The sequence below is a fragment of the Bradyrhizobium sp. JR4.3 genome, assembly GCF_040547695.1.
In the GTDB taxonomy this organism is placed as follows: Bacteria; Pseudomonadota; Alphaproteobacteria; order Rhizobiales; family Xanthobacteraceae; genus Bradyrhizobium; species Bradyrhizobium canariense.
This window is the reverse complement of record NZ_JBEPQF010000004.1, coordinates 139,125-152,750: the sequence shown is the minus strand read 5'-3', so window position 1 is coordinate 152,750 and position 13,626 is coordinate 139,125. Positions and strand designations below refer to the sequence as shown.

Sequence of the window (13,626 nt, the reverse complement as noted above, 5' to 3'; positions counted from 1 at the left end):
GATCAGGGTTCATGTGCGCTTACGTGAGCTGCAGATTAAGCCGACGCGCGTTCGGACATCCTGCGCATCACCGCACAAGGGCACGCTTCCATGAACCGACCTCCCGTTTCTCGCGGCTTCAAATCCAAGCGACAGGCAGCCGAAGCCGCCCGGTTGCCGCCCGGTCAGTATCTAACGACGGACTTCCCGGTGCTGTCCGCCGGCCCCACGCCGGAAATCCGTGTCGCCGACTGGAAGATTGCCCTTCAACTCGGCGGGTCGTTGCTGGGGAAATGGACGTGGGACGAATTCGAGGCACTGCCCCAGACCACGGTCACGGTCGACATTCACTGCGTCACCAAATGGACCAAGCTCAGCACGGTCTGGCAGGGCGTTAGCTTCGACGATCTTCTCAAGGTGGTCGGGCTGAGCGAGCCGCCGGACGCCTATGTCATGGCGCATTGCGAGGGCGGATACACGACGAACCTTCCGGTAACCGATCTGGCCGCGGGAAAGGCGATGATTGCGACCCGCTATGGGGGTCTGCCGCTCGCCCCCGCACACGGCGGCCCCGCGCGACTTCTGGTGCCGCATCTTTATTTCTGGAAGAGCGCAAAGTGGCTGCGAAGGCTCCGTTTCATGCCCAAGGACGAGCCTGGGTTCTGGGAATCGCGTGGTTATCACAACTATGGCGATCCCTGGCGGGAGCAACGTTATGACGGCGACTGATGCGCCACTGCAGCAGCCCAGGATCGAGTGGCAGACCGGTCGCGTGCAGGCCATCGTGGCCGAAACAAGCCGGGTGAAGAGCATCATCCTGCAACCGGCCAACTGGTCCGGGCACTGGCCCGGCCAGCACGTCGACATCCGTCTCACCGCCGATGACGGCTATCAAGCCGAACGAAGTTACTCGATCGCATCGCCTCCGGAAGAAAAACTGCTCACTCTCACCGTGGAACGGGTCGAGGACGGTGAGGTGTCCTCCTATCTCCTCGACGAATTGCGGGTTGGTGACGCTCTCGAATTTCGTGGACCCATTGGGCGGCATTTCATCTGGAGCCAAACGCGCGGTGGAACGATTTGCCTGGTCGCCGGCGGCACCGGGATTACGCCGCTGATGGCAATGCTACGCCACCGCTGGAGGTCGCTCGCGCATATACCGGCATCATTGATCTATTCGGCACGCAGCCTTGCCGAAATCGTGTACCGGGATGAACTCGATACGATGGCTCGCTCCGACCGCGACCTGCGTCTGGCCTATGCGCTCACCCGCGAGCATCCGAGCGACTGGAACGGACATCGGGGGCGGATCAACGAGGCTCTGCTCTCAGAGAACAGCTTTACGCGCGAGCAAAATCCCACGTTCTTCATTTGCGGTCCCACCGGGTTTGTCGAAGGCATATCGAGCATGCTCGTGAAGCTCGGCTTCGACCCTCTCGCCGTAAGGACCGAGCGTTTCGGGCCAACAGGAGCATGATTGCCATGGCAGACAACATCGCCGACCTCATTCTTGGTGGTGATCCCGGCACGCATTTGCTTCAAGAAGCCTTTGCCTTTGACATCACCCTGACGAAGATCCGGTGCGCGGCATGCAACACCGTGTCCTGCCTTGGCGCTTTGGCCGTCGACGGCGGGCACCTGGAGGCGCTCGTCAAGTGCGCCGATTGCGGATGCGATCTGATGAGGGCAACGCGAACTCAGAAGGGATGTGTCCTTGAAATGCACGGTGCCCGGCATCTGTACTTCTGAAGGCCGAGCCCGACCGCCCGCCAAACTCCGATCAAAAACCGCCATGCACGGTGAAGACGTCCACCTCGTTGAAATCGAGCGCCAGATTGCCGCCACGGCGGCGAAGCTTCGCGAGCTGATTGAACAGTCTGCCGCACATGTCGCCCCGATGAACGAAGAGCTCGTCGGCCAGCGCATTGACGATCAGGCCGCCCGGCTTGAGATTCTGATCAGGCGCCGCGAAGAGCTCCTCAGAGCCAGATCTGGCAAAGACTGAAAAGAACGGCGAGCGCGTGCGCACCGAACGGGCCTGGAAGCGTCAGCTGTGAAATTTCAATCCCTCGACGATCTTCGATTTGCGTTCGGCGCCAAATCAAATCGATTTCACCTCGCCGCCGTCCATCCGCAACGCCGAGCCGGTCATCCAGCGCGCGGCGGGCGATACGAGGAATGCCATCAACTCGGCAATCTCTTCCGGCTCGCCGTAACGCGCGATCCCGGCCTCCTTGGGAAACTTTGCCGTAGCTTCCTCGACGGTCATGTCGTGCAGGGGGCGCCCAGTGCTCGAGGTAGGAGCGGCGGCGGCCCGTCATCACCGGCCCCGGCAGGACGCTGTTGACCTGGACGCCGTCGCTGATTCCCTTGTCGGAGAATGCCTTTGCCAAAGCGACGATTGCAGCGTTGATGGTGCCGACCGCGGCATAGGGCGCCTTGGGGAAAGAGGCCGAGTTTCCCGACATCAACACCACCGCCCCCTTCGCGGCCATGAGCGACGGCCAGGCTGCGATCGTGAGCCGCCGGGCGCCGTGCAGCTTCAACGCCAGCCCGGCTTCCCATTGTGCTTCCGTTGTCTCGAACGGATCGACCTGAGGCACCGCGCCTGCGATATTGAGCAGGGCATCGATCCGGTTGAACGCCGCCAAAGTCTGGTCGACGACAGATTGAGCAATACGAGGTTCGGCCAGATCGGCATCGATCACCAGCACCTCGGCGCCGGCGCCCCTGACCGCCTTTGCGGTGTCCTCGAGGTTGGCCCGGTTTCGCGCGACAAGGGCAAGAGCCGAGAAATCGCGCGCCAGGCGCACCGCGGTCGCCCGGCCGATTCCCTGGCTCGCACCTGTGACGATGGCGACTGATTTCGACATATGAACCCTCCCGAACACCGTGGCGAGGGAGGCGGCGCTCACCCGTTTGAAATCGGCTGTGCAAGAAAATCGCCGATCGCCACTGCGATCTCCCGAGCATCAGTTTCGAGCGCAAAGTGCCCCGTATCGAAGAAGCGCACTTCGGCGCCTGGCAAGTCGCGCTGAAACGCCATCGCGCCCGCCGGCAGGAAGAAGGGATCGTTCTTGCCCCAGACCGCCAGCAAGGGCGGCTTGTACTTGCGGAAATAGGCCTGGAATTCTGGATACATGGCGACGTTGGTCCTGTAATCGCCGAACAGATCGAGCTGGACCTCGTCCGCGCCCGGGCGCTCGAGATAATGGTTGTCCAGCGTGAAGCCATCAGGGGAGATCAGGGAGGCGTCAGGCACCCAGTGGGTGTATTGCCAGGCCGTCGTTTCCGGCGAAAGGAATGATCGGAGCACCTCTCGATTCGCTTGCGATGCATGTTGCCAGTAAGCACGGATCGGGCTCCAGCCTTCGCTCAATCCCTCCTCATAGGCATTGCCATTCTGCGAGATGATGGAAGCGATGCGCTCGGGATGTCGAAGGGCCATCCGAAAGCCCGTCGGCGCGCCATAGTCGAAGACGTACAGCGAGAAACGAGCAAGTCCGATGATTTCCGTGAACCGTTCGATCACCTGCGCCAACGCGGCGAACGTATAGGCAAAGCTTTCGCGAGCCGGCATGTCGGACTGGCCAAACCCGGGCAAATCCGGCGCCACCAATCGGAAGCGATCCGACAGCGCCGGGATCAACCCGCGGAACATGTGGCCAGCCGTCGGAAATCCTTGAAGCAGCAGCAAGGCGGGCACGTCAGCCCGGCCGGCCTCCCGATAAAATACGTTCAGTCCGTCCACGTCCACCTTGCGGTATCGAATGTTCGTCATCTGCGGTCCCTCGCGGTCCCCTCGACGCCCGTTGCGCCTTGTGAAAATGATGATCCGAGGCGCTCACCTGGATACTTCGTGGCTCGGGACCATCCGGTTACAGACTCACCGGGATTCTTCCGCCCGTACGAAACTACCTGTCACCTCCTCTGCCCGATCTACCGTCCTCCGGACCGACTCACTCGAACTCCCTGCGATAGTCCGTAGGAGTCCAACCCGTCGCTTTGCGAAAGGCGGAGCTGAAGGAGCTCGTTTGCGCATAGCCCAGGCTGAGTGCGATATCCGTAATCGATACCGCGCGATCCGCCAGTCGTAGCTTGGCGCACTCCATGCGTCGCTGCACCTGATACTGGTAGGCCGGAATTCCGAACGACTTCTTGAAAGCACGGCAGAAGTGATGAACGCTGAGCCTGGCAAGCTCGGCAAGCGTCAGGAGGCAGACTTGTTCTCCCAGATGCCCCTCGACGTACTCGACCACGACGCGCTTCTGCCAACCTGCGAGGCCTCCACGACTGACCGGTGCCGGCTCGCGAACGAGATCGTGATCAGACCTGGAAAGCTCGTGGGCGAGCACGCCGCAGAGCGCCTCGAGGTAGGGCGCACAGTTCGACGCTGCGCTCTCGATCGCCTTCTTCAGTTTGGAGGCGGTCTCCCAGACCAGCGGATCCTCGAAATATATTCTTGGCGCGAGCCCGGCCGCGCCGTCGTCGGACTTATGAAGCGCGGCGGGATCGAAGTAGAGGAAGGTCACCTGCGCAGACGAGGCGGCCTCATGCCATTCCTGATAAGCGCGTCCCGCCGGGACAAAGGTCAGCCTGTGCTCAGAATCTCGCAGCTTCGACGGGCAGAGGCCATCGATGGAGGTCTCACCGCTTTTCCGTGCTCCCTTGTTGTACAACACCAGGAGATGTCTCGATCCCTGAAAGCGAAATTCAATCCTGTTGCCGATGGGGAGGTGGACGCTCTCCGAAAACCACCAACGCCAGCCTATCCCAAGGCGCTTCACCGGTTCGGGAGGCGTTATGCTGACCGTCGGATGAAGCGCCGCGTCGGACGGCCTGAAAGAATGCGTCTCGTCCACCGGACGGATTGGCGAAGCGGCAACCGCCATCCTTGGCGTGGTCTCACTCGAGTTTGATACGTGCATGCCCATCGTCGTCGCCCTGTTCTGTGCTCCGGATGGCCGCGTCCAATCGTCAACGAACTTCTGCACGGAGGAGATGCCATGATCGCCTGGATACGGGCGTTGAAGCCGCAAGCTGCAAGTGGCGTTACCTCTCCGGTCAAAGCGCGCTGCCAACGCCGGCTGGCAGCACCGCACAGGAACAACATGCTTTTCATCGCCCTCGCGGGCAATCTCACGCTTGTGCTGTTCCAGCCCATACTTAGGTATGGGTCGCGCGCAGGGACGCCGCTGCGATGAGTGAGAAGGGGATGCCGGTCCCGAAGGCAACGCTTCAGCCCTGGAGTTGGAGTGCTTCAGCCATTCGAACGAGCATCGCCGCGGTTCTTGCCCCCAGCTTCCGCATGACGCTGCCACGATGCATCTTGACCGTCGCTTCGCTGATCGAGAGCTCGCTGGCGACCTGCTTGTTCATCAGACCGGATGCCACCAGCGTCATCACTTGCCGCTCGCGCGTGGTCAGGAGTGCAAACTTCTCCTGCAACTGCGCAAGGTGCGCGTTGTCGTCGCGCCGCTCGATGTCCTTTCGGATCGCAGCAGTGACCGCGTCGAGGAGATCCTGATCCCGTATCGGCTTGGTGAGAAAATCGACCGCCCCCAGCTTCATGCCTCTTACGGACATGGGAATGTCGCCAAAAGCGGTCATCAGGATCACCGGGATTCCGACATTGATTTTCGTCAGGTACTCCTGCAGCTCCAGTCCACTCGTGCCAGGCAATCTGACATCGAGCACCAGACACGCAGGGCCATCCGACAGTTCAACCTTCAAGAAATCCGAAGCAGATCCGTACAAGGCGACCTTATAGTGCAGGGACTCAAGCAGGTCGCCAAGGGACTCGCGAACCGCGCGGTCATCGTCGACAATATGCACAACGCCGGACGGAGGCATGTCTACCGTCTTTCCGGAATCCGAACCGTCTGGCGAAGCGGGAGAGCGAAGGTGAACTTCGCTCCGCACCTCCCATTTTCTTCCACCCATAGCCGTCCTCCGTGGAGTTTCACTATCTTGCGGCAGATCGACAATCCCAGACCGAGTCCAGCTCCCTTCGTCGTATAGAGCGTCTCGAAGACCCGCTCTCTATCAGCCGGGCTGATGCCACCCCCCGTATCCGCGATTGCCACGGAAATCATACCATCGGCGACCCCCGAGGAGAGGGCCAAAATGCGGTTCCCGTGCTCAACCTCGGCCATCGCCTCGATCGCGTTGCGCACGAGGTTGAGGGCGACCTGCTGGACCTGAACACGGTCTGCTTCCACACGGGGCAATGATCGATCGAAGTCGGTACGGACGATGACCCCGGCTCGCTCGATTTCCCTTTTCGACAGAAGCAGAACCTCCGCGACCGCATCGTTGATATCGAACTGGGCAAAATGGACCTGCGTGCCCCTCACCAGAGAGCGGACTCCGGTCACGACCTCCGCAGCTCGACGTGCCTGCCTGATGATGCGCGCGACCGATTTCCGGGCCTCCGCGGCTTGAACGGGATCCCTGGCGAGCCACCGGAGGCAAGCTTCCGCGCTCATGATCATGCCCGTCAGCGGTTGATCGATCTCGTGAATGATCGAGCCGGCGAGCTCGCCAAGGGACGTCAGCCCCGTCGCCCGTGCAAGCTCGTTTCGTGCGTCGGCGAGAGCCTGCTCCGCCGCCTTCCGTTGCGAGACGTCCGTGATGATGCCTTCCAGCTCGAGGTCTCCCGTGGGCCCCTCATCGAATTGACCAACGGCCACGACGTGCAACGTCTTGCCGTCCCGGTGGACCACTCGGTACTCGTGGGTGAATGGCGACTTCGTGCTGATTGCCTCGGTGAGGTCTTGCTCCAGCGCGGGATAATCCTCGGGGTGAACCCGGCTCCTGAACACCTCGAATGGCACGGGGTTTACATCCAGGTCGATATCCAGAATGCGGTAACATTCCCGCGATCCACGCGAGAGCAGGGTCCGCGTGTTCCAGCGATAGCTGCCCATCCCGCCGATCTGCTGACCTCTGACCATCCACATGTTGGTCTCGCGCAGCGCTTCAAACAGGCGTACCGATTCGAATGAGACGGCAGCCTGATTGGCCAGCATGGATGTCCCCCAGACGCACCGCGGCGTGAAGATATCCGCATCTCCATCCGCTTCGAGGTAGAGAACGCCAATCGCCCAGTGCTGGTGAATCAACGGCAGGCACAGCTGAGCTATCTTGCCAGACGGCGGGTTCGCGGGGTCGATCAGTGCCGAGTTCTCAGCTGCAGCTTGCCTCACGACCGTTTGTTTCCGATCCAGCACCTCTTCGGCAAGGTTGCTCGGCAAGCGGAATTCGGCGTTCGGCGGGAAGGAGGCAAGGAAGTTCGCCCTCTCGCGCGGGAAGCTCGCATCGGCCTTGGCAAGCAATTCTCTTTGCCCGCTGAGCAGGATCGCCCCTCGACTGGCCCCGGAATAACTCAGCGCCTCCATGAGGAGAGCCTTGGCCAATCCCTGATAGCTGATTTCTCGCGAGATGATCTGAATCGCCTTTGCGACCAGATCCAATTCGTGCGTCTCGTTATCAAGCCTCATACCGAGATGTCTCGTCGTGACAATCATATCCAGACGTCTCGACGCATCACCCGACCGCTTGCGGATCGAAGGATGGGACGAGAGCGCGTCAGTACGTCGCAACATGTAACGGGACTTGAGGACGTTGCCAAGTTTGGCCGCGGAGAGCCACGGTTTAGGCGCCCGCGCCTTGCAGGTCGCTGCGCATCGCACGGATTTTTTTCGAAGCAGGTGTAACCGATGCGACGTTTGCTCCGAATATCTACGAAAGTGTGGAGCGGCGGCATTGCGCCCCGCTGGTCGTTGGCATGGCTCGCTTTCTGTTCAGGCCCGATCGGGGCGTCGAGACACTGCGCAGTCCTGCATCGGCAAGGAAACAGGAATGATGACCGCGGACTCCCCGAAGACAGAACGCCTGAATGCATTCTCGGATGGTGTTTTTGCAGTCGTCATTACAATTCTCGCCCTAGACTTCCGCCCGCCACACGCGCCGAGCCTCGATGCCCTGTTTGAAATCTGGCCGACCGTCATCAGCTACGCGGTCAGCTATCTCTTCATTGCCATCGTCTGGGTGAACCATCACCATCTTCTACGCTACGCAGGTGCGGCGACGCCCCGATTGATCTGGGGAAACTTCGCTCATCTGTTTTCCGTATCGCTGCTGCCATTCTCGACAGCCTGGATCGCGAGCTCAAGGCTGTCGCCGCTGCCCGTCGCCGTCTACGCCGGCATATTCGCCCTGGTGAACGCGACTTATCTATTGCTGTGCTGGGAATCCGTCGACCGGCCAGCGATCGAGGCGATCCCAGGCCAGGCGCGTATGATGATGCGGATGCGATCCTTGACCACCCTGCTCGGCTTCCTCGCCGCGGTGGGCGTCTCCCTGCACTATCCCATGCTCGCGCTGGCCATGATCTGCATCTGCCTTGCCACATATCTCAAGCCTCAGGTAGCAGGACACGCGCCGCGTCTTGCTTCAGAAGATACAACGACACCGCAAGCAGCACGACATCCTTCATCAGGAACGGAACGTTGCCTGTCATCGCCGGAAAGCCGCCCGCAGCAGCGTCCCAACCGTCCGGCATAAATGGAATGATTGTGACTGTTGCGATGAAGGTACCGGTAGATCCGAGGGCGCCCAGCATGCCGAGGCGTTTGCTCCAGAAGCCCGCGAATATCAAGGCGCCAAAGGTCCATTCGGCGACGCCGAGGAACCAACTGGCCCCCTGATAGCCGAAAGCGGGGTAGAGCCACCAGATCAGGGGACCGTTGCTGATGAAGGGCTCCAGGCGATCCGCCTCGTACGCCCACCATTTCTGGTAGCCGAAGAAGAAGAACAGGATCACCATCGAGGCCCGGACGATATGGTAATCCAGGTCTCCCGCAAGCAGCCCCGATATCGGCAGCCTGCCTGCGAACGATTTGCGCGGGGCTCTCGCCAATGTACTCATGGTGTCGATCCTCCTTGATCCTAACTGACAGCCCCTTGCGTGGTCACCGTTTGCCCGAGATCGATCAGAAGCCGGCAGACAAGACCGTCGGGTGCGAAGTCGAGATCGACCTGCGCGCCCGGTAGGGCCCTTGCGATCAGTTGGGTGCCGAACCCTCTGCGTTCTGGCTTGGTCACTATCGGTCCGCCGCGTTCGCGCCACTGGATCGCAAGACCTTGTCCGCCGAGATAGGGCGGACTCTCCCAGATCACCTCGACGGCTCCCGCCGTCGAGGTCAGCGCGCCGTACTTGCTCGCGTTCGTAGCCAGCTCGTGAATGATGACGTGGAGCGCTAAGGCGATGTGCGGCTCCAGCGTGAGGTCCGGCCCCGCGAGCAGAATGCGGCCCCTGTGAAACATCGCGTGCGGCTTGAGCGTTCGCTCCAGCACCCCCGCAAGAGACACTCGCTGATCTCCCGCCGATTCGATCATCCTGTAAGCGTCGGACAGGGTTGCGATCCGCGCCGAGAGCGCCTCGCGAAAATCGGCGGTCGTATTTGCGTCGGTGTTGTTCACGAAGCACAGAACGATGCTGAGAATATTGCGCATGCGATGCTGCAATTCCCTGACGACAAGCTCGAGCGCGTCATCCCGGATCGGGGCGATCGGCTCGTATTGCGCGCACCCGCTTCCGTCGCGGACCGAACCGGTGACAGTGTGCCTCATTTGCCGACCTATCGCTGTTTGCTGAACCGCATCTCGATCAACACCCGCGGCAGATTTTCAGCTTCTTGTCGAGATCTGCGTCCAGGCCTTCCTGTTTCCGGTTGAAGTCGGCAATGCGCCTCTGCACCGCATCCTCGGCAGTTGAATTCGGCATGAATTCATCGCTGCGCGGCTGCACCTGGACGCTCTCAGCCGGGCTCGGCGCTTTCGGCGATGGCGCCGGGAGTGGATCTGCCAGGGCGGTTAGAGGAATGGCGGCGAAGCTCAGGATGAGGGATGAACGGAATTGCATGGTCGCGCCTCGACGTTGATTGCCATGATGACGCGCCCATTATGATGCATATGCACGGGCCTCGCTGTTCGTGGATTGCGCCGATTGAGGCGATATTGTTGGAATGATTCCGTTTGCGCCGCCGATGCAGCCTAGGGTGCCGCCGGCTCGGGCCTTTGCTCCGCGAGAATGACCGAGAAGAGCCCTCTGTCGTCAGTCCAATCGGCGACGGGATTCCATCCGCCGGCCTGCAGCAGGACGAAGGCATCCCTTCGACCGTATTTGAGGCTGTTCTCCGTGTGGATGGTCTCGCCCTTCGACAATGAAAAGGGCCGACCGTCGACCTCGAAGCAGACGTCGCGCGTGGCTTCCAAATGCATCTCGATGCGCGCCTCCACGTCATTCCAGAGCGCCAGGTGGCGAAACGCCCCCAAGGGAATCGAGCCGCCGAGTTCGCGGTTGATCCGATGCAAAAGGTTGAGATTGAATGCGGCCGTCAGCCCTTGCGTGTCGTCATATGCCGGCAGGAGAACATCCTGTTCCTTGATGCGGTCGATGCCAATCAGCAGCATCGATCCGACACCCAGGGTCGCCGCCATGGCCCGCAGCAGATCGACCGCCGCAGGCACGGTCAGGTTTCCGATCGTCGACCCCAGAAAGAAGCCGAGGCGCGCAGTCGACGCAATCTCTTCCGGCAGCGCAAAGGGATGAGTAAAGTCGACCTCGGTCGGATAGATCGGCAGCCCCGGGAACGCATGCGACAAGCCTGCCGCGACCTGCCGGAGGAACTCGCCCGAGATGTCGATCGGCACATAGGCCGAGGGCTTCGTCTCCGCCAGCAACAGTCGCGTCTTTGCCGATGAGCCTGAGCCGAATTCTACGACTGCGCGGCCCGGCCCTGCGAGCGCGGCGATTTCCGATACTGCGGACGCAATGATCGATCGCTCGGTTCGTGTCGGGTAGTATTCGGGCAGCAACGTGATGGCTTCAAACAGAGCCGATCCACGGCGGTCATAAAGCCATCGCGCCGGAATGGCCTTTGGCGCGAGGCTCAGCCCCTCCATGATGTCATAGCGGAACGCCGCCGTCAGGTCGGCCACCGCGGATCGCATTTCGTTCTGGAGTTGGAGCAATTTCGATTTTCCTTCGCACGACGTCCCGGCCGGCCCGGGCGGTCGGCCCCAATAACATCAGGAGACTAATGTCGCCAATTTCTTCAGGCCGCGGTGGATATTGATCTTAACCAGGGCCGCCGACTGGCCGGTCGCACCGGCCGCTCGCTCGATGCTCAGACCATTGAGCTTCACGAGGCGGATCGCGCTCGCTTGTGCAGGCTTCAGCCGGCCAAGTAGCTGGTCCAGCGCAGCAGCGCTGATCGCGGCACCTTCGTGATCCTCGATCGCGATGTCCTTGTCGAGCGCGAGCGCGCTGTAGCGCGAAGCATCGCGAATGCGATCGACCCATTTGTAGTGGGCAATCGCCGTGACCCAGGCCCCGAAGGGCTTCGAGGGCGCAAACGTGTGGCGTTTGGCGTGAATGGCCAGCAGCACCTCTTGCCTCGCGTCGTCGGCAGCGGGATAGGCAAGCCGGCGCGCGTAGTAGGCCCGCAGCCACAGATCCAGCTCCCGCAGCAATCGCTCATATGCGGCCCCATCGCCTGCTCGCGCCGCAAGCATGAGCCGGCCCCATCGCTCCGAACATTCGTTCCATCTCTCCCAACGGACGGTCCTCTGGCGAATATATCGCGGCCGATCCGTATCTTCCCGGGGTCGTGGACGCCCGGGCTCGTCGCCACCTGACAATGGCGTCGCCATGGAGGACGTGATGTCGTCACCCGAGAGCGCTTTCATCTTCGAAGGCTCCTGTCGAGACACTCAAGCAGCGCGCTCGTTTCGAACGGCTTTCTGAGAAGGCAGAATGCGCCCATTGAAGCCGCTTCGGCGTCCAGCTGCCGGTGAGGAAGCGCGGTAATGAGAATCACCGGCGCTCCGACCCTCTGCTGCCGGAGCTCGCGAACGAGGTTCAGCCCGCCCATTCCGGGCATGTGAACGTCGGCAATGATGCAGTCGAAGCTGAACCGGTCGGCGTAGCTCAGCAGCGCTTCGGCCCTGTCGAACGGCTCGGAGCGGTATCCGATCGATCGCATCAGATCCACCAAAGACAGGCACAGGGCCTCGTCGTCATCGACGACTCCTACGAAAGGGACCTTCACCTGACTTACCCTCGCAAGATGCGATCATCATCGAAGCGCGATCGCAACGGGGTCGATCGGCGCGCAAGCCGCTCCCCAGTTGACCAGGCTGCGACTGCCGTGACGTTCGATGCTTGTTCGCGACAGGCACATGTTCGGTCTCCCCAACTGAGGAAAATCCAGTAGCTGCGCCATGATCGGTTGCGCGTGTCGGCCTCGAGCATGCGTTCGGCGGGTGCCCCGTACAACCTCCCGGTTGTGATGCATGGACCCATACTTTGGTATGGGTTTGCGGCGCCGAGGCGAGCCACCCCACGGTGGCGCGGACGCGTGGAGAGACCGCGCCGCCGTCTCATCACGTCATTTGCATGTGCCAGAACGCGAGCGAAGTCTGCCCACGCCGATCCCGGTTGCCTGCGGCCGAACAGCGCAAGTTTGAGAAAGGCACGATAACCTGCGCACAGCGCGTCCTTCGAAGCTTGGCTACTCTTCAGATAATGACGGACGTCGACGCGGCCATTCGCCAATCCGACCTCGAGGATGAGACCACATCAGATGGACCAGCTCATAAAGAAACTGTCCGAGCTCGATCTAGTCAGAGGCGATTTTGACTACCATGCCACGCGTGTGGCGATGATCGTCGTCTTCTTCGTCTTCAGCTGCCAGAAATGGTTCGACTACGAAGCGCACGCGTTGATTCCGTTCATCAGCAATGGTCCGCTGATCTTCTGGCTGTATCCGGTGTTTGGCGTGCGCGGTGCGGCCTACTTCCTGGGTTCGGCGGAATTGTTGTTTGGGCTGCTTCTTCTGCTCGGCTTCTGGAGCAGAAAATTGGCAGTCCTGGGGTCGCTGGGTTCATGCGCGACCTATGTGGCCACCGTGACAATCATTCCGTTTTTCCCCGATGCCTGGGCCGCGCCAGCCGGCGGCTTTCCTGCGGCCACGCTGCCGTTCCTCTTCCTCATGAAGGATGTCGTACTGCTTGCGGCTTCGGTCTATCTGCTCAAGCGGGACCTCCTCCGGGCAGCAGCCGATGTGTCGCCTGCTCAGAACGGGATTGTTCGACAGGAAGCGATGCAATAGCACCGGTTGGCACTGGAGGAGCAGGATCAACATCGTCCCCGTGACGGGCGATGAGCCGCTCGGCGGCATCGGCGAGGTCGCCGCCGATGATCTGCGGCTGAGGACCAATTCCGAGGATATTATTGCGAGAATATTATTGCTGGGCTGCCTCATGAACGCCGCTTCCGAGCCGACCGCGACGGCGCCGAGCGTATCCCAGGCATGGCAGGCGATCATGCAGAGCTGCGAAGGACGGACGCCAAGTTCATTCTCCACGCCAGCGTGAGTTTGCGGCGACGGCTTATAGACGTTGATGCTGTCCACGCTGAAGATCTCTCGAAGAATTCCGCAATTCCCCCGCGCTTAAGCCAAGGAATCTGCAGCTCACGGGCGAGTTCCCGACACCCAGAGTTCCCGATCAAAATCAAATCTGCCTGTAACCTATATGGCAGCATGTTCGAATATTGGAGGCCAGAGGAGTGAGCAG

At 61.1% G+C, this 13,626-nt stretch carries 16 protein-coding genes and 2 pseudogenes; 6 read left to right on the top strand and 12 right to left on the bottom strand.

Translation table 11 applies throughout. The features are described 5' to 3' along the window. Positions 1-90: 90 nt before the first annotated feature. The 3 genes from ABIB91_RS09305 to ABIB91_RS09295 are packed head-to-tail and all read left to right on the top strand — an operon-like array spanning position 91 to position 1,728. Positions 91-708, top strand: coding sequence for a sulfite oxidase-like oxidoreductase (locus tag ABIB91_RS09305; RefSeq protein ID WP_354160226.1), 618 nt, complete (start codon positions 91-93; stop codon positions 706-708). Beyond that, complete coding sequence (locus tag ABIB91_RS09300; RefSeq protein WP_354160224.1) at positions 695-1,456, top strand: ferredoxin reductase; 762 nt, start codon at positions 695-697, stop codon at positions 1,454-1,456. The genes ABIB91_RS09305 and ABIB91_RS09300 overlap by 14 nt, the downstream gene beginning before the upstream one ends. A gap of 5 nt (positions 1,457-1,461) precedes the next feature. Further along, complete coding sequence (locus tag ABIB91_RS09295) at positions 1,462-1,728, top strand: DUF6510 family protein (RefSeq protein WP_354160222.1); 267 nt, start codon at positions 1,462-1,464, stop codon at positions 1,726-1,728. Between the two features lie 31 nt (positions 1,729-1,759). Here ABIB91_RS09295 and ABIB91_RS09290 read toward each other — a convergent pair whose 3' ends face one another. From ABIB91_RS09290 to ABIB91_RS09265, 6 genes and pseudogenes are all read right to left on the bottom strand, one after another. After that, on the bottom strand, positions 1,760-2,008 hold the full coding sequence (locus ABIB91_RS09290; protein WP_354160220.1) for a hypothetical protein: 249 nt from the start codon (positions 2,006-2,008) through the stop codon (positions 1,760-1,762). Positions 2,009-2,080: 72 nt separating this feature from the next. Further along, positions 2,081-2,852, bottom strand: a pseudogene (locus ABIB91_RS09285) (SDR family oxidoreductase). A gap of 38 nt (positions 2,853-2,890) precedes the next feature. After that, positions 2,891-3,760 carry an alpha/beta fold hydrolase gene (locus ABIB91_RS09280; protein WP_354160218.1) on the bottom strand — a complete coding sequence of 290 codons (870 nt, stop codon included), beginning with the start codon at positions 3,758-3,760 and terminating at the stop codon, positions 2,891-2,893. A gap of 178 nt (positions 3,761-3,938) precedes the next feature. Next, complete coding sequence (locus ABIB91_RS09275; protein WP_354160216.1) at positions 3,939-4,871, bottom strand: helix-turn-helix transcriptional regulator; 933 nt, start codon at positions 4,869-4,871, stop codon at positions 3,939-3,941. A gap of 346 nt (positions 4,872-5,217) precedes the next feature. Next, a complete protein-coding gene (locus ABIB91_RS09270) occupies positions 5,218-5,832 on the bottom strand; it encodes a response regulator transcription factor (protein ID WP_354160215.1) in 615 nt (204 codons plus the stop codon). 2 nt (positions 5,833-5,834) lie between these two features. Next, positions 5,835-7,481 (bottom strand): GAF domain-containing sensor histidine kinase, encoded by a 1,647-nt coding sequence (locus tag ABIB91_RS09265; protein ID WP_354160213.1) that lies wholly within the window; start codon positions 7,479-7,481, stop codon positions 5,835-5,837. 361 nt (positions 7,482-7,842) lie between these two features. Between ABIB91_RS09265 and ABIB91_RS09260 the strand changes: the two are divergent. Next, positions 7,843-8,115 (top strand): annotated as a pseudogene (locus ABIB91_RS09260) (TMEM175 family protein); the annotation flags it as partial. Positions 8,116-8,398: 283 nt separating this feature from the next. Here the strand turns inward: ABIB91_RS09260 and ABIB91_RS09255 are convergent. The 6 genes from ABIB91_RS09255 to ABIB91_RS09230 form a co-directional block, all read right to left on the bottom strand. Then, the gene (locus tag ABIB91_RS09255) at positions 8,399-8,911 is read right to left on the bottom strand and encodes a YkgB family protein (protein WP_354160211.1); all 513 of its coding nucleotides are present in this window, start codon (positions 8,909-8,911) and stop codon (positions 8,399-8,401) included. Positions 8,912-8,931: 20 nt separating this feature from the next. After that, complete coding sequence (locus ABIB91_RS09250) at positions 8,932-9,615, bottom strand: HWE histidine kinase domain-containing protein (protein ID WP_354160209.1); 684 nt, start codon at positions 9,613-9,615, stop codon at positions 8,932-8,934. Between the two features lie 37 nt (positions 9,616-9,652). Next, complete coding sequence (locus tag ABIB91_RS09245; protein WP_354160207.1) at positions 9,653-9,907, bottom strand: hypothetical protein; 255 nt, start codon at positions 9,905-9,907, stop codon at positions 9,653-9,655. A 131-nt stretch (positions 9,908-10,038) separates the two neighbouring features. After that, positions 10,039-10,998, bottom strand: a complete 960-nt coding sequence (gene egtD, locus ABIB91_RS09240) for an L-histidine N(alpha)-methyltransferase (RefSeq protein WP_354160535.1) — start codon at positions 10,996-10,998, stop codon at positions 10,039-10,041. 78 nt (positions 10,999-11,076) lie between these two features. After that, entirely contained in the window at positions 11,077-11,736 is a 660-nt protein-coding gene (locus tag ABIB91_RS09235) for a sigma-70 family RNA polymerase sigma factor (protein WP_354160205.1), read from the bottom strand. Continuing rightward, a complete protein-coding gene (locus ABIB91_RS09230; protein ID WP_354160203.1) occupies positions 11,733-12,098 on the bottom strand; it encodes a response regulator transcription factor in 366 nt (121 codons plus the stop codon). The genes ABIB91_RS09235 and ABIB91_RS09230 overlap by 4 nt, the downstream gene beginning before the upstream one ends. A gap of 534 nt (positions 12,099-12,632) precedes the next feature. Between ABIB91_RS09230 and ABIB91_RS09225 the strand changes: the two genes are divergently transcribed. Continuing rightward, positions 12,633-13,160: a YkgB family protein gene (locus ABIB91_RS09225; protein WP_354160201.1), complete on the top strand. Its 528-nt coding sequence runs from the start codon at positions 12,633-12,635 to the stop codon at positions 13,158-13,160. 40 nt (positions 13,161-13,200) lie between these two features. Beyond that, entirely contained in the window at positions 13,201-13,425 is a 225-nt protein-coding gene (locus tag ABIB91_RS09220) for a hypothetical protein (RefSeq protein WP_354160199.1), read from the top strand. The last annotated feature ends 201 nt before the right edge of the window (positions 13,426-13,626 follow it).

Excerpts from the sequence above, each read along its gene's own strand:
- ABIB91_RS09275 (WP_354160216.1), bottom strand. The coding sequence starts at position 4,871 with ATGGCGGTTGCCGCTTCGCCAATCCGTCCGGTGGACGAGACGCATTCT.
- ABIB91_RS09295 (WP_354160222.1), top strand. The coding sequence starts at position 1,462 with ATGGCAGACAACATCGCCGACCTCATTCTTGGTGGTGATCCCGGCACG.
- egtD (WP_354160535.1), bottom strand. The coding sequence starts at position 10,998 with ATGCGATCCGCGGTGGCCGACCTGACGGCGGCGTTCCGCTATGACATC.
- ABIB91_RS09235 (WP_354160205.1), bottom strand. The coding sequence starts at position 11,736 with ATGAAAGCGCTCTCGGGTGACGACATCACGTCCTCCATGGCGACGCCA.
- ABIB91_RS09300 (WP_354160224.1), top strand. The coding sequence starts at position 695 with ATGACGGCGACTGATGCGCCACTGCAGCAGCCCAGGATCGAGTGGCAG.
- ABIB91_RS09305 (WP_354160226.1), top strand. The coding sequence starts at position 91 with ATGAACCGACCTCCCGTTTCTCGCGGCTTCAAATCCAAGCGACAGGCA.
- ABIB91_RS09250 (WP_354160209.1), bottom strand. The coding sequence starts at position 9,615 with ATGAGGCACACTGTCACCGGTTCGGTCCGCGACGGAAGCGGGTGCGCG.
- ABIB91_RS09255 (WP_354160211.1), bottom strand. The coding sequence starts at position 8,911 with ATGAGTACATTGGCGAGAGCCCCGCGCAAATCGTTCGCAGGCAGGCTG.
- ABIB91_RS09245 (WP_354160207.1), bottom strand. The coding sequence starts at position 9,907 with ATGCAATTCCGTTCATCCCTCATCCTGAGCTTCGCCGCCATTCCTCTA.
- ABIB91_RS09265 (WP_354160213.1), bottom strand. The coding sequence starts at position 7,481 with ATGAGGCTTGATAACGAGACGCACGAATTGGATCTGGTCGCAAAGGCG.
- ABIB91_RS09280 (WP_354160218.1), bottom strand. The coding sequence starts at position 3,760 with ATGACGAACATTCGATACCGCAAGGTGGACGTGGACGGACTGAACGTA.
- ABIB91_RS09270 (WP_354160215.1), bottom strand. The coding sequence starts at position 5,832 with ATGCCTCCGTCCGGCGTTGTGCATATTGTCGACGATGACCGCGCGGTT.
- ABIB91_RS09225 (WP_354160201.1), top strand. The coding sequence starts at position 12,633 with ATGGACCAGCTCATAAAGAAACTGTCCGAGCTCGATCTAGTCAGAGGC.